Raw genomic sequence first — 26,940 nt, forward strand, 5'->3', positions numbered from 1 at the left:
CTCAATGAAGGATTTTCATACAAGAATACGACACGGCATGCTGATCCCAACATGCCACCACTTCAGTTACTTGTTTATTTATCTATAAATTAGAATATTTTTATATACTGTAGATTAAATATAATAATATATGTTCACTAGACTTATTCGACTATCAGTTGAAAATAACATCGACAGTTGCCGAGGCGGTAACGTTACCAACAGGTAATGTGTCGCCACCGGAACATAGTCGCCAGGTGAGTTCATTTGAGAAAACTTCACTAGATTCACCCGCATTAATTGAACCTAATTTCATTGGTTCACCATTAAACTTCAGACCTTGCGTGAGATTACATGTTCCAGCTCCTGTAACTCCCGTTATTTCACCTGTGATATAGCCGCCTCCCTCATTGAGGGATAATCGAGTCGTCTCACCATCATAAAGCCCTGAATTAGCCTGAAATTTTATATTAATATTAGCGGCAGGATTAGCGCCATTTTGGGTACATCCCACCACCAGACTATCCTTCACTAGTTCTAATTCAGCCCCCAAAGTCGAATTATGTTCTACTTCGCCAAAGTTGATCGATTTGTTAATATTGATCGAGCATTGCCGTGTGGAAACTTTAACCTGATAGCCAGTAAGAATACTTGCCTTCGTAGCACTCGATAATGCACTGCTGCTAAAATACATCTCAGGAATGGGGAATACTCCATCTTGCTGGGTCCCATCGGTGATAATGACCCAATCGCCCGTTATTGATCCACTGCGGACGCTATATTCCTCGAAAAAAGAGGGTGTCGAGATTGCCCGGGGTGATAAACACCAGGCAGAATTTGCAGGCGTTGCAGCAGCATTTCCAGATCCAGAGACTGTCCCCTGGACTCCCGAATTGCTAAAAGTTCCGCTCATGGTTTCTGATAAGCCAGCATTTAACTGATAAATCATAGTGAAAGATGCCTGCGGTACCAAAAAAATACCTTGAGCAATCTTATACCCTTGAATTCCACCAACATCACTTAGGGCGGTGTTATTAATGCAACCCAAGGTTTCAGGAATTCCCGCCCCCGTGATGGCAACAAGACCATAATTTGGATTGAGCGTCATATAGTAGTCACCAAAACTGGTGGAAATATTCTGATTAATGGCTGGGCCTGCCCATTGTTGGCTACCACTACCAATCTCAATGATAGCTGCCTGTAATGGCATAATAACGCCCAACGACAGCAGACAAAGCCCTATTCGTAACCGCGTAAAACCAGTGGTGCTTATTTTATCTATCACGGTGTTTACCCCTCTATTGGGTGAATTCTCGGTGCTCAACATGTTAAACCTCACAACGTAATGGCAAATGACGTATCGGATTAGCCGCTGACGGGGCTGGAGTGTTCGCCAAATTGAACGCTACATTGCATTGCTGGCTAGTATCCCCCCCCCACTTCACTTTTAGACGACCACTTTCTGGTAGCCCGCTGAGATAGACCTGCCCTGCATCTCCAACAATGCTGGTATTCGGCTCTTCACCCGCACTCCCTTCAACGGCAACCACGGCACCGAAAGGTATTAATCCGCCACTTTTACTCAAAGTAACCAATACTTGATAACCGACGCGCGTTGCAAAGTTAGCCTTAACCACTGCACCTTTAGTTGGGTAGAGATTTTGGCTTGACTGCGTTATGTCAACCCCTTCAGGCAGGGTTGCCGGATCCAGGCTAATATTATTGCGCTGATAGTTTGAGAGATAAGGCACTACCGCATAACCACGACTGTCCACCTGATTATTGCCGCTCATCACCTTACTTCCTCTGGCACCTGGTGCACTGACTAATGCAACGGTATCGCCCAAAGGTTGACTCAATGTGACTCCGTCGGCATGTGCCACCACCCCGCCACTGGCATTCATATTCACCGCGCGGTAGCCACTACCATAGCTATATCCCATACTCGCCATGCCCTTGCTGCCACGGTAACCAGTATTCACCGACCCCATGTCACTGCTGCCGTCGTTAGACCAGCCTTGTGTCACATTGTAAGAAAGACGGTCATCCATTGATGTTCCGTTAATACCCGCCTGATTCTGAACACTACCTTGGTTGTTATTTGTCATCTGATAACTGGCGAAGCTACGGTTAGCAAGTGATGAGCCACTCAACAAACTTAATGGTACTTGAACGTTCATGGATAACTGTCTGTTCTCCGGCCAGTTATTGTCCCCTTTAATGCGGTCAATACTGTAATTCATGCCGTAAGTCACCCCGTGGTAGCTGTTGCTATAGCCCGCAGTAAGGTTGTTATTGACCTTACCGTTGTCCCAATAGTTATCCCGCATCCCAGAGATATATAGCGATCCTAAATCCCCCATATTCTGAGACAAACGTAACTGGTAACTATTGCGCTTACGGTCTTGTGACCAGGGCAACTGATCGTCGCGTAATTGGTAGCCATTGTTGTTAACATCGGAAAAACTGTAATAATTTCGGGTCGAGTAGCGCATAGTCGCGACATCAATTGATGTGCCGGTACTGGCAATATTTTTGGCATAGCGCAACCGATATGACTCCCCTTTTTGCCGGTCATCCACATCCTTCAGCTTAGCGTTCGACTGAGTGACATCCGCAGACAATGCGCCAAAGTTCCCTAAAGACAGCCCGCTCCCCACCACGCTTGAGAAGTAATCATCCGCGACCAGTCCACCACCATACAGCGTGAGATTATAGGGCAAGCCATAAACCAAAGTGCCGAGTCCAAAGGTTGACTCCTGAGAACCAACAGTGGTGCTGCCATTATATTTCCCACTGGTCAGTTCATACTTAAATGCACCAGGACGTAACATTACCGGCAGTGTTGAATAGGCGACAGTCTGGGTGCGAACGGAGCCATCAGCTTCAGTTATCGTTACCGTCAAATCACCTGAAGAACCACTCTGCCCCAAGTCATTTAGCGTAAACGGGCCTGGTGCAACATAGGTTTGATACACAATGTTGCCATTCTGCCTCACGGTTACCCTCGCATTACTTTGCGCAACACCAGAGATAACCGGAGCAAAGCCACGCAGATTGTTGGGCAACATCTCTTCGGTTGAGTTAAGTTTGACGCCACGGAACGGAATGCTGTCAAAAACATCCCCGCCACTGCTGCTTTCACCTGCCAATATTTCAGAATGCCAAGGCTGGATATCCCGCTGCAGGTAGCTATTGATAAACTGGGTGTCCTGCGTACTTTCACCCGCACGATTATCACCATTCGTCGTATTCCGGCTATGGGTAATCAGGCTGCGTAAACGCCATGCATCAAAGTTCAACCCCGCCCGTAAGTTGGCAAAGAGGCTTGTTTGCTCTGATGTTCCCAAGTCTGATTGGGAAGAACGTCGGCTGCGGCTGCCGTTCAAGTTATAATTCAGCAAAAATGCCGGAATACCTTGATTCCACAATGAGGGATCAACCTGACTGCTACTATTTGGCTGCATTGCGACTTGGGGGATACTGATATCCAGCCGCAACTTGGCCAATGAAAATTGCACCTGCGCATGAGGGATCAGGGCAGGTAAATCCTCCACTGGCTTATCCAGTGGTAAACTTGAGAATGTCGGCAGTGCACTAGTATTCACGCCTAACTCATTCAGTAACGCTGGCGTGAGGAGTGGCTCAACCTTATTCCGCGAGCCTTTTTGGAAAGTGATTGTTTGCTCGCCGCGCTCAATCTGATTAACAAATACCGTCACCAGATAGGCCCCTTCAGGCACCTGATCGGTAGTCTCAAACTGAGTCAAATCCACTTTTTCAGACTGCTCTTGATCAAGCATTAGTAGCCCGGCATCAAAATAATCCCGGCCCCAAGCGGGCAGAACAGACGTAAGTAATATCGCACCCGTAAATATAGGTGATATTTTTATCCCATTAACGTGTCGTTTCATGATATTTAGCTCAACCTGGTTTATCTGTTTTGCCAATACACAAAATTGGAATTAAAAACATATGATTAACCAGCAGTTAAAATAAGTTTGTCGGTAAACTGGATATCAATATCGAGATGAGCCAGTAAGTGATTTTTGTTGTTCTAATGGCGTATTCCACGCTGTCTCATCAAGCAATTGCCACTCAACTGGCCCCTTTGTACCCGCAGGCAAGTTATAGCGTTGCTGCCCTTTTGGTGGAACCATCAGGCGCATAGCCGCATTATCAAACAAATAGTTACCAACTTTTAACCGAGAAAATGTCAACCAAAACGGCGTTGGGTTTTCAGCAACCAGCGTATTACCTTCCAGATGGAAGCGTAATTGTGAGGCAGCACCTGCCACCCCACTGTCCGGCAGGCTGGACGGGCGGTAAAATAGTTTAAGATTACTGACAACAGCTAACGTTAATTGACCGCCGTTTTGCGCCATATTCGCAGGTGTAGATGGGATAGCCTTGGTAGCAATATAAAATACTGACTCCCGATCCTGTGCTAACTCCCCTCCGGTACGCCGAACACGCAAGGTCAAATCACTATTAGGCTCCAGTCGTTGCAGCGGCGGAGTGACAATAAAGGGCATCGGAGTAACGATTTTGCCCTGCGGTGCAACGCCGCCAGTTTGAGGATCCATACTCCGAATCCAAGATTGCATTAAAAAAGGCTGATCACTTTTGTTATAGACGGTTAATGCAACACCCTGACTGGCTTTTTCCGGGTAAATAACCCGCATCACATAAAAGGAAATACCTTTAAGTTCAGCCTGATTTGCGCTCACCGATAAACTGTTCAGCATCAGTAAGCTCCCAATCATTATTAATGACAGGCGAGTCCAGAAACTTTTCATTTACTCTCCAGAAATTATGGCGGTGAATATTCGCATTTCGGCGAGAGGATCCCGTAATCGGTAATCACTCGCCAGTCAGCCATTGCCAACGGTGAAATAGCTGGATAAATTTGATTACTGTGAGGGGCAATCATTGCCGGGTACTGCTCGAAACTAACGGCGCGATGATTAATATTCAATTGCCCCAGCGTTAAAAAATAGGGTGTAGGATTTTCTACACGGATACCCTCAGCGACTTGGGTAAATTGTAATTTGCAGTAAGCGTCTTCCGGGGTCATATTCAACCCATCGGGGCGATAGAACAGCTTAATCAAAAAACGAATTCCCATTGATAACTGGGCCTGCTCTGTCAGCTCGGAGGCTTGAGCAGGAATCGCCAGAACAGATAAATAAAACACCGATTCATGTTGCTGCGATAATGTTCCTTCATTCTGACGTATAATACGCAGCAAATTACGACTATTAGGCTCCAGCCGAAATAAGGGTGGTGTCACGATAAATGGTGTTGCTTGCTTATTATCTGGGCCCAGTTGAACCAGAGACTGAATTAAATAAGTTTTATCGCCATCATTCTTAACCAGAACAGTGCGCGCCCGATCAGTTTCATTAAATACGACCCGCGTTTGTCCAAGGCTTATTCCGCCATCAGCAGCAAAAACGCTATTTCCCCAGAGGCTAAGGAGTAAGCCACTGATAAGTTGCAAGTCTCGGAAACGAAGGGCTCGAATCATAATGTGCTCTTAATCGTAAAGAAAATTGAAGGTAACTCGAGCAATGAGTTTACCGGTGGTTGGATTACAGCCCCCCGAATCAATACAGGATACCCCTGCGGAAAATGCCATAGCGGCACCAGTGGCTGGCGGGACTATTCCTTGAAATTGCAGCTTGTCAGCATGGCGAACGGTATTCATGTTTTGAGTTAGCAGCACACCAACCCCTTGAGCGTCTGAGTCAGCGTCACGAAACAGCCATTTGCTGCCACTGCCATCACCATTGCCAGTGACCTGGATGACAGGTTTTTGGCTACCAGGTGCCGTCCCGCTACAATTTTGTACTTTCAGAGAGAAAGTATTGGATGCAGCCACGGCTCCCGATAACAACGAGCTTGTTTGGACGCTCCCCAAATCCAAAAACTCTTGATCTAGCTTAATTTCGCAAGTTCCAGGAACAATGGTGGCACGGAAATCCACTATTTCAGCAGCTTGTACCGGCAGAGCGACTACACAGATGAAAAAGCTCGCAGAACCCGCATTACGGCACCACTTTAGTAAAGGCATCGATACCTCCAAGATCGTTGATCACCCGCCAGCGGATCTCCCCTTGTTTAACTTTGGTCGGGAAGATATGGCTGCTGAAAGGGGCAATCATACTGGCTTCGGCGCGCGCCAAAGATAGCGCCTCTCCGGCAAAACTGATGCCAGAAAAGTTAATAAAATAGGGTGAGGCGTTATTAACCTGTAATCCCTCTTTCACTAGGGTAAATTGTAGATTCTTATGGGCATTGGCGACAGTCGGGGCTAATCCAGCAGGGCGATAAAATAACTTGATGACGTTCGCAACGCCCAGTTTTACTTCACCACCCACGCTTTGTTGCTGATCTTCTCCTGTTCCTGCAACACTACTGGGTATAGCCCGAGCATTAATATAGAAAACCGATTCACGATCACTGGGCAAAGCCACACCATTAGCAGAAATCCGAATTTGGTTGCTACTATTTGGTTCGAGGCGAAATAACGGAGGAGTGACCAAAAAAGGGGCGACTCCTTTCCCATCAATAGAAGCGCTGACTGTGGTCTGTACCAAATAAGGAGCATCTGGTTGCGTATTGCGCAAAGTCAGTGAAACACTCGACGCTCCCTGTGGGTAAATCAGCCGAGTGGCACTAATACCAAATCCGCCAGCCTGAACGGTTTGAGTGGCAGTCAAACCAACAAATATCAAAGACAGCGTGCGAAATAAAAATTTCATTACTCAAACTCCTCTTGCCTGATGGCAGGGAGTTATCATCACCTGCCATCAGAAATGGTTAGTTATAAACAAAACTAAATGTAATTGGCGCACTAATCGTTGTATTTTCGATGGCTGATATATTAGTGGTAGCTAACGCGGCACTTAAAGAAATCGATTTTTCAAAATCTCCAGGTGCTGGCGTGCTACCCGCAGTCCCAACAAGAATAGAGTCTCCACTTTGTAGGATGGTGCCTTCATGTTTGACCATGACACCAACACTAGAGCTATTATCGCTGTTAAAGATATTGTTACTGCCACCGCTCAGTGTTGAACCCGAAATACGCAAGCTCGCCTTATCATCCTCCGCCGACGGTTTTCCACAATTCATAAGTCTCACATCAAAATTTTGTGCCGTCGTATCAATAAAAGTATTAGCGGCAGTGAAAACGGCTGCTGTGTGGTTATTCAAATTCAATCGGTCAGTGACCGATACATCACAGGTGGCAGTTACGATGCTAGCCTCTATCGTTATCATAGCATTACGCCCAGATTCTGCTGCAAAGGCCGTTCCAGCCGAAGCCAACAATAACAAAGCGGCAGGTGATAAAGTTAAAAGTGTTGAACGCATGTATTTATTCCTCTAATGACACGTTGATTAAGGATTTGAGTGTGTCCTAGAGAGAGCTAAAAATTTAATGATTTAGTCTAATTAAGGTGGAGTTAAGACTCTTCAGGTTTACTTTTAATAAAAATAAATATCTAACCAATTGATTTTAAATACATTTAACTTTACTCTTAAATGTATTGTTCAACACCGACAATACAGAATATCAGTCCGAATATGTTTGAAACATGACAGCTAAATCCACCAATTGGGATTATGTGTTGAAGTCAGTTACCTGAGATAGCCCAGCTTTGCTGGCCGACATCTTTTCAGGTTCCCTAACCCCAATAGACTGCATAAAGACAATTAACAGATAATGGAGCTTGCACATGGCTGTCTCCTCCAGGGGACATAATCAGTATGCCGGAATGAGTGGTTCGCGTTGACGGGTTACTTACAGGAGGCTGACCAGCAATGATATCCTCAGTATGCTAATAGACCACTATTTCTAAAAAGCTAAACTCTAGCGATCTCTTAAAACCTTAGAGCAGTACACATAGGGCATTGTTTTAGTCGAAATATAATAACTTCCGTTACGATTTTTAGTGAAGAAAGCAGCCATGGGATGATCATCAACTAAATAAAACCTCGATAGCATCAGATCTGAAAATAAAGATTCATCCACATTATTAGTTTCAGTCACCCAGTTTCTCTTCGATGTTAATAACAAATCATCATTAATCGCTGTTACATCAAAAAAGGTTCTACGACTTATCGTGCCTACTTTCTCATTATTTTTATAAACAACGCCATCAATATAGACAATTCCATTTTTATTATTCATAGAAAATTCGACCATAAGTTTTGTCATTAGTCCCAACTCTTCTCTATGAATGGTCAGATTCGCATTACAATTAATAACATCATTTTTATCATATCTAAATTTTAGCAGTAAAAATGAAACGGAATAGACGAACACGATAGACAGTATTATTTTCAATATGAAATAAATTTTATTCACAAGAGCAACATCGTTCATCAAAGCAAAACCTTATTATTTTAAATTAATTTATTTTCACGTCTATTTAAAAATAGTGATTCTTATTCTTTTCAATCCAGAGATATAGCCCTTGATTATTAATAACATTTATCTTCCTCATAACATTTCGTTTGTGAGTGCTAATGGTTTTCTCACTTAAATTCAGCAAAAGAGAAGCAGTCTTAGTGGTAATCCCATCATAAAAAAATTTGCAAATTTTTATTTGAGTTGACGTTAATTTAATTACCCCACGATCATTATAGATAACATCATGCCCGTGACCATGCTTTAACATATTGGTGATTATACATTCAACTTTACGGCTTAATTGATTAATGCTGTCATTCCTAAAAATGACAACTTCCGAAGCCAGTTCTTTTGCCATATGTTTTTTGTCTCTAATTTTAAGAGTAACGCTGACATTCTCACAAAAGGATATAGCGATAAAGCCATCATCAGTTTCATTGTCAAGACTCGTAGTCTTAACCAATAAACAAACTTTAAGGTGGCTCTTAAATAAATGATACAACCCATACGAAAAAAAATTATTGTGGTCAGATATAGTTATCATGCAGCGCATAAAAATGTACTCTTTACTTGAATTAAAAAATTAGAGCAGCAATTAAAACATAAGCTAAAAAATAATATAAATCATAAGGTCTTAATAAAAATTAATTAATGAAATTATGCGAAGAAGCCCATATCAAAGTGTCACGTATGCACCATAACATATTGAAATAAAGAATAATTATGTGATTTTCTTGCATGGGAATTTCACTACAACTGCGGGAGGAAGATGGGCTTTAGTTGAGCGGAATTTAGCCAAGTTAAGACTTGGTTAATATTCAGAATAATGAATATAACCTTAAAAAGAAATAATAAAGATATAGGGTATGATAAAAAACTGCTTAAATATCTCTATTTAAAATAGTCAAAACCATGCCGACCTTTAAGCAGAACACCCAATAAACTAATCCTTATTACACAGAAAACTTGCCACACCATTAGACTCAATAATATAATTATTATTGTTAATTCTATAAATAGAAATTAAGAGATTACTACCTACTTGAGACATAAAACTAGGTAGCATTTGCTCAAGATCAGTTCGGCTCACTTCGTCTGAAAGACTAATCTCAACGCCAGTAAAAGTCAGAATCGTTTTATTATCAATATCAGAGATATTAAATAGTGTCTTCCTAGTCAATTGATAGGGTATGTTATTATTAGTAACAATTCCATTTATTATCATATAACCATTTTTGCTATATAGATTTATTTCAACATTGGACTTGATGTTAAAATTTTTACTATACGTATAATGCACACCATGGCAATTTAGTTTTTTATTGTTGTTATCCGCTAAAAAATAAGCATAAGCAATAGCGGAAACAATCATGATGACTGAGATGAAAATCAGCAGTATGTATTTAGTATTTGATTTCATTAAAACCACCATGATTGACGAATATTTCAGTTCTACAATTATTCTTCTTACTATAATTAACTTCAAACTCACAAGAAATAACTGATATTGTAGGGTGTCTTATTGTATAGTTTAAGTAAATATAAGGGTAATTATTACACTCTAATGATTGGCCACTTAGAAACGTATTAACTTTCTCCTGACTTTCCAAGTTATGTAATTCAGTGCTGGTGAATATACTGCACCCATCAATTTTTGATAAAAATGTGAAGTTTTTAGGATAATCGATTATACGCTTAGGAATACTTTTATGGATAAAATAAAACACAGCGCCAAAGAAAATCAACACAGATGCGAATAGTAATACTATATTATATATTTTATATTTATTTTTGGTTACTAATTTCTCATCTTGCTGCTGAGGGACAATATTCTCGATAATAATTTCATCAACTTCATCTTCAGGGTCAATATCGACTTCGCATTCTGCAACTTTAGTGACCGTAAAGATAAACCCTTTTCCTCTTACAGTCGTGATGGCTTCACCAGACAACCCGATATCTTGCAATGCTTTACGTAATAATGAAATGTTTTGATACAGAGTGTTCGGTGTGACATTCACACCATTATCACCCCAAGCAATTGAATACAAATCACTTTGCGATATTATCAAACCAACTCTATTAACAAACGCCTCTAGTAATTGTGCTGTTGGCACGTTGATCTTAATGCGAGCGCCACCCAAAGAGGATGAGAGGATACCACTTTCAGGGTAAAATGTAATATTATCATTTATAGTATAACATTTACTCATGCCAATTATTTCCAATGATACGTATCAAAAATTTATTATAGATAGTCAGCAATAATAATCAATAAAAGAGAACATTGCGATGGCAAATCTACCAAGGATTAGCAGTTCGTCACAAAGGTTAATCTGACTCGGATTGACAATATCAGATTAAGTAAGATACGACCCATTGAGAGTATTGTGCAGTACTTCTCTGCTAAGACTACTTTTTTTCACAGTAAACTGAATGAGTAGCGACAGATGAATGCAACTTGAACTTACATTTCGTTTCTAGGGTTGAAGAACGACGAGCCAGGATCCTCACCACAATTTTAAATATTATATACCATAACGACTGGAGCAATATAGCAGTTAAATGACATGTGCTATCTAAAGTAAGGACTGTTTGTAAAAATTAAAACCATCAACAATTGTACTCATCAGCAAGTCTACCGTGGCGAGCAATATATAAATGGAATGCTTTTTGTAGATATCCCATAATAGCCCTCCTCTTTTTTCGAGAACGTAATTTGCATTTTTCTATTTGGTGTGGTGTAGAACTCATGGATCATGACTTCATTAATCAAAGTATCATCAATACTATTTACCTCGCTAGCCCAATTGTTTACTGATCTTAATAAGAGTATATCATTAATCGAGTAGACGTAAAAAATAATCCTGCGACTAATCACCCCTATACTCTTATGATCCTTATAAAGCTTACCATCAATAGAAACAATACCATTAGTAGAATTGACTGAAAAATCAATGTTAACATTGGCAACCATACCAGGTACATTACTGTGAATGATGACTTCAGCATTACATTTTATTACATTTAATCCTCTCTCTTTTTCATCATTACTGCCTCTTAAAAAGAGAAACAAACAAATAGAGATCATGATAAAAATCAAAATAGAAATCTTCAAATTTTTTTTAATGCAGATGGAGAGTATATTTTTCATAAACATTCTATTTTCATCTCGTAAAGATGATCCTAAATTCCATTATAATTAAGTAGGTACAATTTGTTCGGCTTTTATAACAGCCTTATTATACCGAATCATCTCCATCATGTTATATCACCTTTAAAACTCAGCATCGGTAGAAAGAATTGGATAAATAGATCCTATTGTTAAATTACAGGCTGCAAAGTAATGGCAGCCTGTTGTTAGTATTATCTCGATAGACCTAGTCTAGGCTATCGTTTGGACGAATCCGTTGGCACTGATATTGTCGGGTGTTTGATCCAACCTGACGATGTACCATCATCTTTAGGTAAACTACCGACAAAACTACCATCCTGTTTCGAGCCTGGGTAACTTGGGCTCATATGATTTGGATTGCTTTCTGCAGGCGGCTTACCCGAAGAAACTGGCGCTTTAGACGGCGGTGTAGACTGCCGAATCTCGGATGGCTTAGGGTATGATACTGGCTCATCTCCTGTGGCAGTTTTTTTGATCCACCGAGAAGAGTTTTTATCATCTTTTGGTAAATGACCTTTGAAATCACCACCTAGTTTAGAACCTGGATAACTAGGGCTCATATGATTTGGCTTCTCCTCTCCTTTCACTGGTTTTGATGGTCGATTCTTTGGTGGTGTCGGTTTGTCAGTTTCCACCGGAGCGGGTTTCGGTGGTGTCGGTTTGTCAGTTTCCACCGGAGTGGGTTTCGGTGGGGTCGGTTTGTCAGTTTCCACCGGAGTGGGTTTCGGTGGTGTCGGTTTGTCAGTCTCCACCGGAGTGGGTTTCGGTGGTGTCGGTTTGTCAGTTTCCACCGGAGTGGGTTTCGGTGGTGTCGGTTTGTCAGTTTCCACCGGAGTAGGTTTCGGTGGTGTCGGTTTGTCAGTTTCCACCGGAGTAGGTTTCGGTGGCGTCGGTTTGTCAGTTTCCACCGGAGTAGGTTTCGGTGGTGTCGGTTTGTCAGTTTCCACCGGAGTAGGTTTCGGTGGTGTCGGTTTGTCAGTTTTCACCGGCGCGGTTTTCGGTGGTTTTGATGTATTGCCATTTTTTGCCGGTTTATTTGAACTCGATAAACCGCCAGCAGTAAATGAAATACTATTTGATGCTGTAACTTTATCAACATTTACTTGAGAAAGTGTTTCACCATCGGTATTCAGTTCACCTTGTACATTTCCTTTAATATTACCAACATCGATGGTCGCTTTTTGATCTTCCTGATATTCAACTTTTTCCACAGTGTTGTAATAGCCATTGACTGTCGGTAAGCCTGTTTTAGAAATACCACCACCACCACCACCGTAAGCACCATCTTGATCAATAGTATCTGATAGCTCGACTGCGTTAATATTGCCCGCAACATCTACAGTACCGGTTTTGGAATCAGAAACAATGTGCGCGCCAGTAAGATTGAGGTCCCCTCCTGTAGAGATATTCAGCTCACCGGTGGTATTAATACCGGTCTGGGTCCCTGTAGTCTTCGAATCATAATGTTCGCCACCTTGGCCGTAGTTCCCAGCCAATGTTGGGATAAGTCCTCCATTGGTTGAAACAGCAACCCCGACTGATCCACCCCACTCATTACTATTAGTCTGGTTATTGACTGTATCTTGCACACTCTGCACATTCAGATCGCCAGTAATATTAAGGTTGGCGGTTTCTGACTGAATATTACCGCCAGCTAAAGTCATATCTCCCCCTGTGTTAATGCTAATATCACTGCTATTAAGGTTGGAGTTAGTATATGTGTGGCTTGAGCCAGTTGAGGTTGAAGTGCTGCCATGGTAATCAACAGAAACTCCCGCGCCAGCCCCTGTAGGAGCGGCGGAGGCCCCGGCACTGACGCCTGCAGAGTGGGTATCTTTTTGCGACCAACTCTCAGTTGAGGACTCGGCGGCTAAAATATTCAAATCACCGCCAGTAGTGATCTCTACACTGTCTGCCGATAATTCGACACCTTTTAACGTGGTATCGCCATTACTAGTAATTGATACATTACCAGCATTTATATTAGTGATGTTTTCACTTTTAGTCGTCGATGAACTACTGGTCGTCGTGGTATCGAATCCAACTGAGACTGAGCCTCCAAGCAAATCATTAAACATAAGGTTAGAAGCACTACCTGCCACTTCTGCCGCCGTTAAACCGGCATCAATTTCTTGCCCGTCATTGCCCTTTTCAACCAAATTACCGACTTTATCAGCAGCATCAGCCACTGAACTATGAGCTTCACCCTTTACGCCATAAAACGAAACGGTTTCCTCACTCGTGGTTATCACTTCATCTTCATACTTTGTAGACTTGACTTCATCGGCAACAATAGTCAACGCACCTTCAGTGTTAAAATTACCACCGCCAATATCAACCGTGTTTCCCGCTTCTAATGTCATAGAATCGGTAAAGTTAAGTGAAGCATTATTATTTGTCGTCGTTTGCTGAGTATCAACCGTCGTGACGGTTTCTAACCCGGCTTGGAAATTACCCGAGGAAGATGTTGGAGCACGACCAGGCTTAGACCCGGCATTGGTGATATCCGACCCAAGATTATTATGCTCACCGGTGCTGGTACTACTACTTTCCCCATCCAGACCGCTAATATCATAACCTGCCGATTGCCCAAAACCACTCGCGCCTGCACCAAATTTTAGATCAGTGCGTTCAACCGTGGTTTCAGAATAGCTGTAATCTTGTGATGTTTGGATGTCTACATCGCCAGCAGCCTTCAATTCACCCGATTGGGCATTATATTCACCACCTTTGAGAACAATATCATTCGCGGAATTAACGGTAAACTTGCCGCCGGCGTTGACCGAACTATCAACACTCGTAGCACTTGAGCTGACAGTTTCTGTCGATTCGTGACTTAGTATCCCCGTAGATTTATGGCTGTATTCATAATTCCCCTCAACCTCATACATATTATTGAAGGTGACATCACCTTCAGTTGAAGTCAGGCTGATATCTTTTTCCGCAGCAATATCAACAGCATTAACCGTAATATCTTTGGCACTCATGTCAATGCTACCACCGGCGGTGACACCATCATTATAATAATGAAGTTCTTGATTACCGGAAACATTAGCGCCTTGGCTGGCAGTAAGCTCAATTGAACCATTATCTGCCTGCAAAGTGAGATCATTACCGGCACTAAGAGCAGCGCCACTGTTGGTTATAGAACCACCACTGGAGACCAATGATAAATCTCCACCTGAAGTGATACCACCATTCATGCCCACACTACTATTATTAATATTACCTTCTGATTGAATATTAATATTGCCACCGGCACTGATCTGGCCATTAACATTATTAAAGGAGGATGCATCAACATCCATATTACCGCCAGCGTGGACTATGGCGGAACCATCATAGCGGCCACTTTCTAATTGTTCTAACGTCGTTGTTGCGAAATAAATTTTAGGTGTGAGTACATCATGACCATCGATATTTTCCGTTACAAACCAAACAATATCTTTATCCAGTCCGGCAATCTGCTCATCAGTTAAAGCTTTACCGACGGTAAAATCTTCTACTCCATTCACAGTTGCAGCATTGGACATTAATTTCTCAACCAACTCGGTGCCATCAACACCATCGCGCACACTGAAGAATGTCCCAACAGACTCGTTTAATTGGCGGCGAATAACTTCACTAATAAAATAATTATCGCCCACAACCAAAACAGGTGTTTCTGGTATATAGCCAATTTGGTCAAAGAAATATTGCGAACCAAAGAAAAGGCTCTGATCAATCATCTCAGTTCGAGTTTCATAAAACGGATAAATAGGGTTACTGGCACCATCCCCGACCTTGGCAGTGAAATCAACATCTTTCCATTTCTGGTTAGAAACAAATAACCCCTGAATTTTAGCGAGTTCGGTATAGGTTTTTGTGGTACTTAATCCTTTCGTCAGTTCGGCAATTGTTTTCAACCCAATATTAATTTCATAAGGATTTTGAGTTACCACAACCTCCTTATCACCGATGGCAACTGTTATTTTTTCACCTTCAAGTTTCGCACCGAATAATCCATTGTTAAATGCTCCACCATTGTGAGTCAGATTACCGCCTGCGATAATCCCACCGTTATTATCCGACAAACCATAATCTTTTAAATCTTTCAAAGAAGCATTATTGGAGCCAGTTACCCTGGCCCAATCTTGTGATAGTTTTTCTTGGCTTTCAGATAACCATGCATCGCCGAACAATCTTTTCATAACACTGTTTAATTGTTCACTCTGTTTGGCCATTTCTTTTAAGCTATTAAAGCTGTTGGACTTAGAATCATATATATATGACCCCTGCCCTGAGACAGACTCCGGACTTCCATCACCGAAATAAAAGTCCAGCAATTGATATAGCGTATTAAACTGAGCATAACCAGAATCGCTACCTATCACTTTTCTATATACCTCCAGCTCAATCGGGGTACTCAGCGTCTCCGTCAAATAATAGAAAAATGACATTTCATTATATTCAGGTGCATTATTAACAGTTCCAGATATTATCATATCCTTACTTGATTGAATAATACCACCTGTATTATTTAACGTTTTAGTACTATAAATATTCTTTTGATTAATATTTAAATTACCGCCGGATGAAATTTCGGCCATTTTAGTTAATTTAAAATCACCAATCCACGTTGGAATTGAACCTGAGAGTTTTGCGTTATAATATACCAGGCTAATAAACCCTTGCTTCCATTCATGTGAACCTTCAGCATTTTGTGCAGGGCCTGTAACCCATCCAGGATTATCATACTTACTAATATTATCAATAATTTTAGCATCTAATGCCATATCGCCTTGAGAACGAATATTACCACCATCATTCTTTATATTCTCTGCAACAATATCAATTTTACCCATACTAAGAACATTAGCATTTTCTTCATTTAGAAACTTACCTTTCTCTGCATCAATAATAATATCTTGCGAGGAGAAAATCAAAGCCCCGCTACTATTAGTAATATTAATTGCCTTAAGAATGACATCCTTAAGACTCAAAATAGATTGATTACTTGAAATTTTAATGTTCTCATCTGCATTAAGTAGTATGCTTGCAGCACTTTCCAGAATACGGTCAATAATGATAGAACCCGTAGTCTTAATAGAGAACTCACCTCTAGCATTAATATCACCACTATCATCATTGTAGCGATAATCTTTAGAGAGAATTAAAGAGAGATTATTATCACTAAAAATGTCACCAGATAAATTATTCAAAGATTCAGCTAGCTTAATTAATAAATTTTTAGCCGAATAAATATAACCGACACTGTTATTTAAGTTATCAGATTGAATATCAACATTATTACCACTGATATTAGAGCCACTGTTATTTACATTTTTTGATCTAATAGAAATATCAGCATCAGAAAATAAGGTCGCTCCATTCAGGTTAGAAATAGAGTCTGACTCCACTGTAAGCCCACCAACACCAATAATGATAGCGTCACCAGCTGATGACCCTTTATCACTACTGTTTACAATAGTATTAGCCTCTACGGACAATATCCCTGATGCCTGAATTATCGCATTAATATTATCTAGTTTATTGATGTTTTTGAAGGTGGCGTCACCATCAGAATTAATAATTGCCGCAATGGAATTAATAAAACTACTGACATAACTGACGTATAAATTTCTACCCGCATTAATAACACCGATATTTCCCGTCCCATCACCTATATTGGATAAAGACCCAATATTAGCTAGAGACATATCAGCACCAGAGTATATAACGCCTTTGTTATTTAGATTATCTATATTAGATATCATTAGGCCATTATCTGATGTTATAACACCACTCTTATCATTTATAATACTATTAATAAGTTCTAGTTTTAACCATTCTCCCAATGCTGAAATATAACTTCCACCGGAATTTTCCACATTGGCAACAGAATGAATATCAATATTATTCGCGATTATCCCTGAACCAGAATATTGGGTGGTTCCAGTTCCTGTGTTAAACAGATTAGTACTATTATTTATGCTTACAGTTCCATCTGCATTAATAAATCCATCTACATTCTTTATCGTTTCTATATTACTCAAATGAATATCACCAGAGGCGAGTATAGATGAGTTCTGATTAATTAATTCTGACGAATGGCTAATTGACAACTGGTCAGCCGCGAGTATTTTTGCTTCATCAGTATTTTTAATGCTATCAATATTCGTTAATATAATCTCGTTCGCTTGAATGAGTGACGAACTACCTTTGTTATTTAACTCTTTAATGTCATCAAGCTTAAGTGAGCCTTCTGAAATTAGTTTTGCATTATTACTATTTGTAATAGTGTTAGCGTTACTAATTTCAATAGCACCACCTTGAATTAAACTGTTGTTATTATTTATATTAACTGCATGAACCCCACTGCTATTTATTTTCAGATTGGCACCTGAGAGTATACTACCCCCATTTTGATTATTAACTTCCTTACTGATATTTAGTGATAAATCTTTAGCTGCTGTGATATCACCACTATTGAAAACACTTTCTGTTGTTATATCAATAGATTCTTCTGAGTTAATTACCCCGGTATTTTCCAATAAACCGCCATCACTAACTTGGCGAATAGCAACATTTTTACCGGACAATACACCACTATTAATGGCACTTCCATTGACAATGGAAATATCTAACATTGAGGCGGCTGAGACAATTCGCCCACTATTATTAATACTATTTGACTTAATGGTATTTTTTTTATCAGCTTGCAGTAATCCTTTATTAATTAGAGATCCGAGAATAAGATTTGCGTCTTGCTCAGTATATAAAACACCTTTATTATGTAAATCATTAGCGACAATGCTCAGCGGACCACTCGCATTGACAACACCATCATTGTCAAATAGTTCGTTAATAGTGAAGCTTAACGTCCCTTTCTGGCTATTAACTCCCGCACCTTGATTTAAAAATGAATTAGCCTTAACTATAACATTGCCTGACTGACTGCTAATAGCAGCATCAGAACTTATAGTTGCGGAATCAATAGTTTCGCCGTTAATCGATACAATATAATTACCATCCACAAGGGATATAATTGCATTCTCTATTTTTTTACCTGAAGCATCAAGAGCGAAAAGTGTCCCTGTTATTTTATATTCACCCTTAACATCAATGAAAATTGATGTTACATCTATTTTGTCACTATCACCGCTCATTGCAAAAATACGTGCTGCATTTTGCAACAATGAGTCAGCAGTAATTCTAATATTGCCATTTTTTGATACTGCATCAGCACTGAGTTTAGCTTGAGATAAAGCTCTAATAATTAGGTCACCATTACTGATAACACCACCAAAGCCTGTATTTTCATTAACTGAAATATCGATATTGTTGCCAGATAAATTAACATCACCTGACTTGCTGCTAATTGCTGTCAGTGCTAAATCACCATCGGCCGATATCTCAACAGTCTGATTACCGACTAAGCTACCTTTATGTCTAACCCCAACACCGCTTTCGGTACTGATTAGCTGTATTCTTCCCCCATACATGGAACCCAATGAACTGCCATCAATAGCAACTTTAGGGGTATCTGCAGCCGATAAGTTACGAATCTGGTGCTGTCGTGTTTGTGTGTCGTAAGTATTTAGCCCCGCAACAACTTTAATATCGGCACTCCCAGAGACTTCACCATCGAGTTTTACCGTACGGCTGATCATATCAAAGTGGGTTAATCCTTCAGTAGATAGTCCCTGTCCTTCTACTGCAATCATACCCTTATTAACATTTAATTGAATATTACCATTCTCACCATATTCCACTCGACCTGTACTGAGAGTTAAGTTATTCGCATTAATGGTTGATACGCCATTCACAGATATGCCATTTTCATTTGCAATGATAAGGTCAGCTTTTTTCCCAAACACTTCCATTGTGCCATTTAAATACGATCCCTTGGCACCCGTAACTTCACTAATGATAGCGCTAGCTTCTTGTTGTAGCTGACCGTTTTTAATTATATAACCACCTATGCTACTGACACCATCCTGCATGCTGTTATTAAAAATCAAACCATCTGGGCCAACATTAAAGTCGTCAAACTTATTGTGAGAAATCCCATTACCGTTTGGATTAATAATATTTACTGTCGGTGTTCCATTGGCTGACTCTGAAATCGTTGGCGCATTTGAACTTGTATCGGGAACTAAGTTTGCATAAGACAAACTGGGCAATACTGCAACCAATGCCAAATAAATAGGGCACAACTTTTTATGTAGATTTTCTTGAGTTAGTTTCCCAATAAAAGATGATGTAGAATTATTGGTCTTACCTTTATTTTTTCTCATGCGTAAAGCTCCTGCGGTTTGCTGGATATAACTTTATTAAGATAGAATTTATTATTTATTTAGAATCGTAAATCAAACCTGTAACTTAGTGTTCTAGAATCAATATCAGAATTCCTTAATGTTGATGGTTTGGTTAGAGGATAACCCAATGTTAATGAAGTGGAGAAATGGCTACCTACAGCCTTAAGGCCAAGAGCAGCTCCAGTTAAATACTCTGCAGGGCACGAGCCCATATCATCAGTACAGTTGTTTTTAATAAAACCAAGATCATAGCCAGCAAAAGGCGACACCTGCCATATCCCCAATTTATTGATAGCAATGGGCAGCTGAACTGTATTGGAAATGTAACCACCGTTATGTCCCGATACTGAACTTTCTTTGTAACCACGAACGGTATATTCATCACCAATTGATTGTTTACCATCACTCACTAATATATCTTTTGTAAATTGAAATCCTGAATTAACTTCATATGATAAACTCACTGGACCATATTGGGCCAATGACTTAGACCAGCTAATTATGCCATTATATTTTATGTAGTTTAGATCAAACCCTTTTAAGTCAGGTTCATTTTTCCATGCTGCACCAAACCAGGGAACACCCGCAGTCGAACTCAGATCCCAAAATAAACCGCCCCCCCAAAGTGTGCCAACCCGAGTTACCCCAAGGGCAATACTGCTGTATTTTTTACTACTAACCCCTATTTTTATATCTTCTATTTTATTAGTATTATCGCGGCCTTCGACTTTTGTATAAGCACTAAACTTCCCCACTGCGTCTCGAAAAATAACTCGGCTTAATTTAGTAGAAGCTCGCTGGGAAGAACCTTCACTATGATAGCCACCAAAGTATCCACCAATAACCTTCTCATATTCAGAACGATATAAGGAAGCATCTAGCAACCAATAGCCAAGTGGTAAACTGTAATTCATAGACCAAGAACTTTGACTATCGGTTTTGGCATACAAATCATTGTAAGCATAATAGAAAGATAAAGAGTCATTAAATCCGGAAAAATTATTTACTGTCAAAGTCGAATTGTATTGATGCCAACCATCAGCCTCACGGCCTGAGTTATTCATCCCTACAGAGAGTGAGATAGGGAAATACGCTGAATTACTGAGATCTAAAGTTGAGTAGCCAAAGTCATCCGATGGAACAATTTGTAATTTATCAGTCCTCGAAACTCGAAGTAAGTTATCCAACCCTTGGTCAATATCTGACATTTTAAGCTTATTCCCTTGGGCAAAAGGAATTGCACTAAACAGTCTGGTTTTTTCAAAGAATGTGGGTGGATTCCCCTCGACACTAAATCCTGAAATCTTCCCCCATAATACCTCTAATTTAAGTACCCCCTCACGTAAACTACCTGGTTGAACAGTCACCAGCGTTGTCGCATAACCCTTGCCAACATAGAAATTGGTCAAATCCTTAACCAATTCCATTATCTCCTTTTGTCCCATCTCAGTATCTAAGAATTGCATAATAATCTTCTGCCTTTGTGGTGAATTGGCATAGATATCATCGTTTTCAATACTAATATGATGAATAAAAAACGTATATTTTGACTTCAAAAGACTATCCTCATGCTGCTCATTGAGAATATTATTCTGACGTCTTATTTCGCTCTCTCTACGTTTTTCATCTTGAATCATTGAGCGTGTACGGCTACGTTCCAGTCTATCTAATTCTCTGGATGCGTTTGATGCTTGAGTATTTAATTGTGGTGGCTGTATTTGAGCATTAACCTGTGCGCACATAAATGCGAATGGCGCGACAATGCAGCCTGTTAAATACATCCTATTAATAATAACCATTCTGACGATACCAAACATGATATTACTCTATCGTTAAATTGAAATAAACTTGGCCAGCAACATTTCCTGATGTGATGTTTTTCCTATCTGAATCCACTATGTATATTTGAGCAAAATAGTTCAGATCTTTATGTTCATCTACGTTAAATATAATTTCGGATGATTTTGTACCATCCACCTGTTGAGCAATAATCCCATTCCCAGTTAACATCCTTGTCCCTATTCCTTTCGCACCACCATTTTCAACGGGAATAGTATTTCGGATAACCCCTCTAGAGGAGCCTACAGGTTGTTGTTCAACAGTGGTAAATGCTATTTTTACAGAAGACGCCTGTGGACAATATACTGAGATTGAAAATGGAACTTGAGTTCCATGTTTATTACCTGTATTGAAATCAGAAAGAGGATAGCTGCCCAAATCAATATTTAAATTTGAATTTGCGATCATGCAGGAACGTACAACAACTGAAGTATTGGCTGTTAACACTATAGATAATAATGTTACACTATTGCTTGTCTCCTCAGCTGCAGTAAGGACAACCTTTGCAATTTCACCCTGGGGGATATCCCCCGCTGTTATTTTTCCGATTTGAATAAATTCGATTAATAAACCGTCATTATTTATGGTGCAAGGCGATTGACAATCTTGAATCGTTGGAAAATAAGCAGCGTCACGGCTAACGGGCCATTTTATTCTGATTCCTACACCACCAATTTCAGTACTGTATACATCAGGAAGAGCTGATAAAGAATTACCGCGCGTATAAGTAGACGTTAGGCGGGTTTTTACCCCCACCCCACAGGTATAATTTAATGTATTAACGGGAATAAGCCGCGATCCAAGAACAGTACCTATTGCTCCATTTTCTGCTGGGTTAAGAACCAATTGAGGCATAGCAACCGTTGCTACATTTCCCGAACAGGTTGCAGCTATTACACTCGAACTCATCCAACCTAACGACAAAGCAATAAGGGTTAACATCCTAATAATTAACATATAACATTCACCTCAATTAGGTTGGCTACTTTCATTACGACAAATAGTGTTGACGATTTTTATGTTTTCATAGTCAGAATAGAGTTCAGGTATATAGTTGATAAAACATTTCTGTATACCTTCTTTACTGTTCCAAACAATAGTAATACTCTGCGATTTCTCACTCGAGAGAATGATATTCCCACCTTGACCAACCACACCTAGTGAATCACCAGCAGCATTATAGGCGTTGGCCCCAAAGGGGATATAGTGTCCTTCTTCATTCTTAATCTTAAGAATTTGGTTATTAATATTTTTAGTATCAAACTTAACCAATACAGAAGCACCTGCTGTTGGCACTATTTTAATTCTATCCTCTTCAATCTCTATATTAGTTGGCATATCTTTTACATTAAGAGAGATATCATTATATTGAAATGGTGACAAATACGGTAAAATAGCATATCCATTTTTAGCTACCCGCGCATTTGTATAAGGATAAATACTGGCTCCAGTCGCACCTTTGGCTTCAATAATACCCAGGGTATCGCTAATAGAATGCGATAGGTTCACTCCGCCGGCATGCACGACAATACCACTACTTAAATTTACTGAAGCCATAGAGTTCGATCTACCTTGGCTATAACCAAGATTTATTAATGATGTGTTACCACTATATCCACCGTTAACGCCGAAATTGCGATCACTATTGCTTGTTCCATCGATCCAAGATCCATAGCTATATTCTTGATGTTCGCCCACAGTACCACTAATCGCTGTTTTTAATCGGGACTCGCGATCATTATGACTTATTGTCGACGTTAATCTTGGCCTATTACGATAACTTGAAGCCGTATCTAATGGAATGCTGAGTGATAAACGTAAGGTATTCTCACCATTACCATAGCGATTATTTAACCGATTAAAACCTAAGCTATAATTGACTGACCCTACCGAGTTTGCATAGCCAACTTGGTAGTTTAACGTATTCTTCTCATTAACATCTTTATGCCAGTATCGACCATAGTAGGTTGTTAAAAAGAGGCTTCCCCAACCAGGGGATAGATTTTGATTTATATTTGCTTCAAGTACTTCGCGATAATTTTCAGTCCGAATACCTTTGCCACTCTTTTGGGCCTCAACGGTATTAAGCGCATCCATTAATGTAAAATAATTACTACTTGAATAGCGATATGCCATTAAGCTAAAATTAGTTTTTGTTGGTTCAACGACCTTCGCCAGGCTTACTTTAAAACTCATATTGCAAAATGTAGAGTCACATTGCGATTCATCATCTGCTTTAACTGAAGTTGAAGAACGTGTCGCATCAAAACTTAACGCACCGATTGGTGTATTAAATGCAACCCCACCAAGCAATGCAAAATAATCAGTTGATATAGTTTTCTGTATACCACCATAGCCAGTAATATAATTATTAAATCCATATTGATAGCTCCCCTCAAATAACATAGGTGGATCACTAAGGTTTGAGCTTCTTATTTCACCTACTGTGGCCGTGTATCTTGAGTATCCTTCACGTAAAAGTTGAGGAATACTAGAATAAGGCACAACTTGTACTCTTATATTCCCGCTTGCTTCTCTGATAGTTACTTCAAGATTCCCACCATAACCGGCTGTATTTAAATCATTTATAATAAACTCGCCAGGGGGAACATTTGTTTCATGGATAACATTGCCATTTTGTCGGATGGTGACCAAGGCATTACTATCGGCGACCCCTCTGATTACTGGTGCATATCCCCGCATAGAATTTGGCAGCATGCGATCATCAGTATATAGACTGGCCCCCCGAAGTGGCGTGGTATTAAACATAGCCCCAGTAGTATTCACATCTCCAAGGATAAATTGTGACTGATTGGCCGCGAATGATCTCTGTATATAAGCAGATTGGTTATTCCACGTTACACTTTCATCACTACTACTATTTGCCATACCATTAGTATAAAATCGCCATGGTCCTAGCTTTGCTGATGTATTCAAGCTGCCATAATAAAATTGTTTGTTTTTTTTATTATCATTATATTCAGATGAGTTTTTATAATTAGATGCATTAAAACTATAAGCTAAGGTTAATGCTGGTACACCCTCATCCCATAACTCTGGTCTAATATATCCATTAGGCGTACTCTCCACATAGACCTGTGGTATCGTCAGATATAGCTTCTGATCGCTATCGTCAAAAGTTATTGTTGCATCTGGGATAATATCGTTAATTAAGATGCAACCATTGCCTTGCCAGTCCTGAGGGAGCATGCTCAGTCTTACACCAAAAGCCAGTATATCTTTCGGAGTGAAACAAGGTTGAACACCTTGTTCTTTATCTGTTTCAATAAAGTTAACATTTAAACTTTCAATATTTTTTGAGTTTAAATTCATTTCTACATAATACTTTCCAGCTTTTACTGTATCTTCACCATCAAAATCCTCTAAATTAATCCCATGATCATAAAACTTCATAAAGCCAGACTTAAATTTAACCTGTCCCTGTGGAATAGAATTATATTTCCCCACAGCAAATGACTGTAGTGGGAAAAAACATAGGGTAATACCAAAAATGAAAAATTTCATTATAATCATAGCGCCTGTATTGTTATTTTATATTTAACTTATTATTCTAATATTATTTCCTTTTCTACAAATGCACCTAAATCAGTAATATAGCTATAAAATAATTTAATAGGCTGATTACTAAGGTCTGTAACCTTAAAATCAAATTCATAGTTCGAATAAGGAAGGATCATCCCTCCCGTTAAATCAATTTTCTTGCTGCCATCAGTTACTACAAATTTACCGATTGATATGTGATACGGTGACTTATTCTCACCTTTGATATTAATCGCCTTACCTGTCCTTTTTGCCACCCAACTAACACTTTCAGCCGCAACTCTTGGATCTGAAGATAAGCCGATTGGGCGATATAAGAACTTTAAGCGTGTACGAAATGCAAGATTTAGCTTATTTTTTGCATTATCATTTTCCACCTCTGGTGGTATATCAAGCACATTTACCCAGAGCAATGTCTCTCTATCACGGGGAAATTTTACTTTTGCTTCTTCTGTTTTAAAAACTCTAAACGACTTTCCTTTCCCTGCATTTATTCGCGAAACTGGAGGGCTAATAACAAAAGGCAAATCTTCTTTTTCCACATCACCAGAATCTATGGAATCCCTATCGGATTCTAACCACACTTGGACTAATGAGGGGAGCCCCCCAATATTATTGACTCTAATAACTTGTTCTTTACTTTTTTCATCAAAAATTATTCGCGTTGCCATAATTTGAATAGAGGCATAGGCCGAATATCCTCCACACGCAAAAAAACCTATTAGAAGTATTTTTAATAACTTCATTTCCTACATCCTAAAACCATTGAAAAAAATAATCATCGGGGACTGGCTCTTAAAGAGCAAGCCCCCAAAAATTAGTTATAAACTATAGAATAAATAAGACTTGATTCTACATTACCCGCAGTCACCACTCCGGTGGCTACATATTCTGCCCAATAATCAAATCGAGCACTGTTACCTGAAATAGTTTCTTCTTGATGTTTATCATTTGCTACCGCTAAATTTAAAGGAGTAGTATCTTTATTTAGAATACTAATTTGCACATTAGCTGCAGCGTCTACAGCAGAATTCTTCAAATTGCCAGTGCTATCGTCAATCGTGCCTCTGGCTCTTTCAAAATTCACATTTGCTTTTGCGCCATCAGTACATTCTGCTCCTGTTAGTGCTATATAAAATTTAGTTGCTTGCGCACGTTGACCAACACTTGATAATGCAGAAGTACTGACAGTTTTAAGCGGAACGGTAAAATCATTAGTCCCGGCACTCCCTGCTTCTGTTCCACCAGTAATTTTACAAGTAACAGCAGAGACTGCTCCCGTAAAAGTAATGGTGCCATCTTCAGCCGCAGCTTGAGGTGAAGTAGAGAGTACTGAAAATGCGAAACACACAATGGTGGCAATTTTTGTTCTTAAATTACCACCATCCTTAATAATATCTTTATTCCTTTTGCACATAACTAAACTTCCACTCTTCGTTTTTTAAGAGGTGGGATTATTACTTCATGTCTGCAAAAAATAAAATAAAACAGTTTTAATTAATTCTTAACTAGCACAATATATATAGTTAAGATAGATAACTTAAATTTTTCAGTTGCCTATCCTACTTAACGCCCATCCGAAATTCAAATGCAACATATTGATTAATATTAAAAATATCATTTTTACCATCCTCTTGATAACCTAAAGCCATGTATGAGTACAATAC

The 26,940-nt window shown here is 39.7% G+C and carries 18 protein-coding genes; all 18 read right to left on the reverse strand.

The features are described from left to right. Positions 1 to 154: 154 nt before the first annotated feature. Positions 155 to 1,264, reverse strand: coding sequence for an adhesin (locus V1953_RS15380; RefSeq protein ID WP_442851096.1), 1,110 nt, complete (start codon positions 1,262 to 1,264; stop codon positions 155 to 157). A 43-nt stretch (positions 1,265 to 1,307) separates the two neighbouring features. Next, positions 1,308 to 3,893, reverse strand: coding sequence for a fimbria/pilus outer membrane usher protein (locus V1953_RS15385; RefSeq protein ID WP_442851097.1), 2,586 nt, complete (start codon positions 3,891 to 3,893; stop codon positions 1,308 to 1,310). 105 nt (positions 3,894 to 3,998) lie between these two features. Then, positions 3,999 to 4,778, reverse strand: a complete 780-nt coding sequence (locus V1953_RS15390) for a fimbrial biogenesis chaperone (RefSeq protein ID WP_420073796.1) — start codon at positions 4,776 to 4,778, stop codon at positions 3,999 to 4,001. 14 nt (positions 4,779 to 4,792) lie between these two features. Further along, a complete protein-coding gene (locus V1953_RS15395) occupies positions 4,793 to 5,509 on the reverse strand; it encodes a fimbrial biogenesis chaperone (protein WP_083159765.1) in 717 nt (238 codons plus the stop codon). 9 nt (positions 5,510 to 5,518) lie between these two features. Further along, a complete protein-coding gene (locus tag V1953_RS15400; protein ID WP_420073797.1) occupies positions 5,519 to 6,055 on the reverse strand; it encodes a fimbrial protein in 537 nt (178 codons plus the stop codon). Then, a complete protein-coding gene (locus tag V1953_RS15405; RefSeq protein ID WP_083159769.1) occupies positions 6,030 to 6,746 on the reverse strand; it encodes a fimbrial biogenesis chaperone in 717 nt (238 codons plus the stop codon). The genes V1953_RS15400 and V1953_RS15405 overlap by 26 nt, the downstream gene beginning before the upstream one ends. A 58-nt stretch (positions 6,747 to 6,804) precedes the next feature. Beyond that, entirely contained in the window at positions 6,805 to 7,356 is a 552-nt protein-coding gene (locus tag V1953_RS15410) for a fimbrial protein (protein WP_083159771.1), read from the reverse strand. A 499-nt stretch (positions 7,357 to 7,855) separates the two neighbouring features. Then, positions 7,856 to 8,371, reverse strand: a complete 516-nt coding sequence (locus V1953_RS15415; protein ID WP_083159773.1) for a hypothetical protein — start codon at positions 8,369 to 8,371, stop codon at positions 7,856 to 7,858. Positions 8,372 to 8,417: 46 nt separating this feature from the next. Continuing rightward, positions 8,418 to 8,861, reverse strand: coding sequence for a helix-turn-helix transcriptional regulator (locus V1953_RS15420; protein WP_442851098.1), 444 nt, complete (start codon positions 8,859 to 8,861; stop codon positions 8,418 to 8,420). Positions 8,862 to 9,341: 480 nt separating this feature from the next. Next, positions 9,342 to 9,818, reverse strand: a complete 477-nt coding sequence (locus V1953_RS15425) for a hypothetical protein (RefSeq protein ID WP_227746554.1) — start codon at positions 9,816 to 9,818, stop codon at positions 9,342 to 9,344. Further along, complete coding sequence (locus V1953_RS15430) at positions 9,802 to 10,611, reverse strand: winged helix-turn-helix domain-containing protein (protein WP_083159777.1); 810 nt, start codon at positions 10,609 to 10,611, stop codon at positions 9,802 to 9,804. Before V1953_RS15430 ends, V1953_RS15425 begins: the two co-directional genes overlap by 17 nt. A gap of 425 nt (positions 10,612 to 11,036) precedes the next feature. Further along, positions 11,037 to 11,552 carry a hypothetical protein gene (locus V1953_RS15435; protein WP_127891208.1) on the reverse strand — a complete coding sequence of 172 codons (516 nt, stop codon included), beginning with the start codon at positions 11,550 to 11,552 and terminating at the stop codon, positions 11,037 to 11,039. A gap of 236 nt (positions 11,553 to 11,788) precedes the next feature. Next, positions 11,789 to 19,852 carry a two-partner secretion domain-containing protein gene (locus tag V1953_RS15440; RefSeq protein ID WP_442851099.1) on the reverse strand — a complete coding sequence of 2,688 codons (8,064 nt, stop codon included), beginning with the start codon at positions 19,850 to 19,852 and terminating at the stop codon, positions 11,789 to 11,791. Positions 19,853 to 19,911: 59 nt separating this feature from the next. After that, positions 19,912 to 21,690 (reverse strand): ShlB/FhaC/HecB family hemolysin secretion/activation protein, encoded by a 1,779-nt coding sequence (locus V1953_RS15445; protein WP_102970452.1) that lies wholly within the window; start codon positions 21,688 to 21,690, stop codon positions 19,912 to 19,914. A gap of 4 nt (positions 21,691 to 21,694) precedes the next feature. Continuing rightward, positions 21,695 to 22,669: a fimbrial protein gene (locus V1953_RS15450; RefSeq protein WP_420073907.1), complete on the reverse strand. Its 975-nt coding sequence runs from the start codon at positions 22,667 to 22,669 to the stop codon at positions 21,695 to 21,697. 12 nt (positions 22,670 to 22,681) lie between these two features. After that, complete coding sequence (locus V1953_RS15455) at positions 22,682 to 25,237, reverse strand: fimbria/pilus outer membrane usher protein (protein ID WP_442848023.1); 2,556 nt, start codon at positions 25,235 to 25,237, stop codon at positions 22,682 to 22,684. 41 nt (positions 25,238 to 25,278) lie between these two features. Beyond that, positions 25,279 to 26,019, reverse strand: a complete 741-nt coding sequence (locus tag V1953_RS15460; protein WP_083159786.1) for a fimbrial biogenesis chaperone — start codon at positions 26,017 to 26,019, stop codon at positions 25,279 to 25,281. Between the two features lie 71 nt (positions 26,020 to 26,090). After that, positions 26,091 to 26,690, reverse strand: coding sequence for a fimbrial protein (locus tag V1953_RS15465; RefSeq protein WP_372568828.1), 600 nt, complete (start codon positions 26,688 to 26,690; stop codon positions 26,091 to 26,093). Between the last annotated feature and the right edge of the window lie 250 nt (positions 26,691 to 26,940).

This window comes from Yersinia sp. 2541 StPb PI (assembly GCF_052217145.1).
GTDB lineage: Bacteria > Pseudomonadota > Gammaproteobacteria > Enterobacterales > Enterobacteriaceae > Yersinia > Yersinia enterocolitica_E.

Bases quoted from the DNA above. Each gene is read 5' to 3' on its own strand.
- V1953_RS15435 (WP_127891208.1), bottom strand. From the start codon at position 11,552: ATGAAAAATATACTCTCCATCTGCATTAAAAAAAATTTGAAGATTTCT.
- V1953_RS15390 (WP_420073796.1), bottom strand. From the start codon at position 4,778: ATGAAAAGTTTCTGGACTCGCCTGTCATTAATAATGATTGGGAGCTTA.
- V1953_RS15445 (WP_102970452.1), bottom strand. From the start codon at position 21,690: ATGTTTGGTATCGTCAGAATGGTTATTATTAATAGGATGTATTTAACA.
- V1953_RS15430 (WP_083159777.1), bottom strand. From the start codon at position 10,611: ATGAGTAAATGTTATACTATAAATGATAATATTACATTTTACCCTGAA.
- V1953_RS15455 (WP_442848023.1), bottom strand. From the start codon at position 25,237: ATGAAATTTTTCATTTTTGGTATTACCCTATGTTTTTTCCCACTACAG.
- V1953_RS15385 (WP_442851097.1), bottom strand. From the start codon at position 3,893: ATGAAACGACACGTTAATGGGATAAAAATATCACCTATATTTACGGGT.
- V1953_RS15405 (WP_083159769.1), bottom strand. From the start codon at position 6,746: ATGAAATTTTTATTTCGCACGCTGTCTTTGATATTTGTTGGTTTGACT.
- V1953_RS15450 (WP_420073907.1), bottom strand. From the start codon at position 22,669: ATGTTAATTATTAGGATGTTAACCCTTATTGCTTTGTCGTTAGGTTGG.
- V1953_RS15400 (WP_420073797.1), bottom strand. From the start codon at position 6,055: ATGCCTTTACTAAAGTGGTGCCGTAATGCGGGTTCTGCGAGCTTTTTC.
- V1953_RS15465 (WP_372568828.1), bottom strand. From the start codon at position 26,690: ATGTGCAAAAGGAATAAAGATATTATTAAGGATGGTGGTAATTTAAGA.
- V1953_RS15395 (WP_083159765.1), bottom strand. From the start codon at position 5,509: ATGATTCGAGCCCTTCGTTTCCGAGACTTGCAACTTATCAGTGGCTTA.
- V1953_RS15460 (WP_083159786.1), bottom strand. From the start codon at position 26,019: ATGAAGTTATTAAAAATACTTCTAATAGGTTTTTTTGCGTGTGGAGGA.
- V1953_RS15425 (WP_227746554.1), bottom strand. From the start codon at position 9,818: ATGAAATCAAATACTAAATACATACTGCTGATTTTCATCTCAGTCATC.
- V1953_RS15410 (WP_083159771.1), bottom strand. From the start codon at position 7,356: ATGCGTTCAACACTTTTAACTTTATCACCTGCCGCTTTGTTATTGTTG.
- V1953_RS15415 (WP_083159773.1), bottom strand. From the start codon at position 8,371: ATGAACGATGTTGCTCTTGTGAATAAAATTTATTTCATATTGAAAATA.
- V1953_RS15440 (WP_442851099.1), bottom strand. From the start codon at position 19,852: ATGAGAAAAAATAAAGGTAAGACCAATAATTCTACATCATCTTTTATT.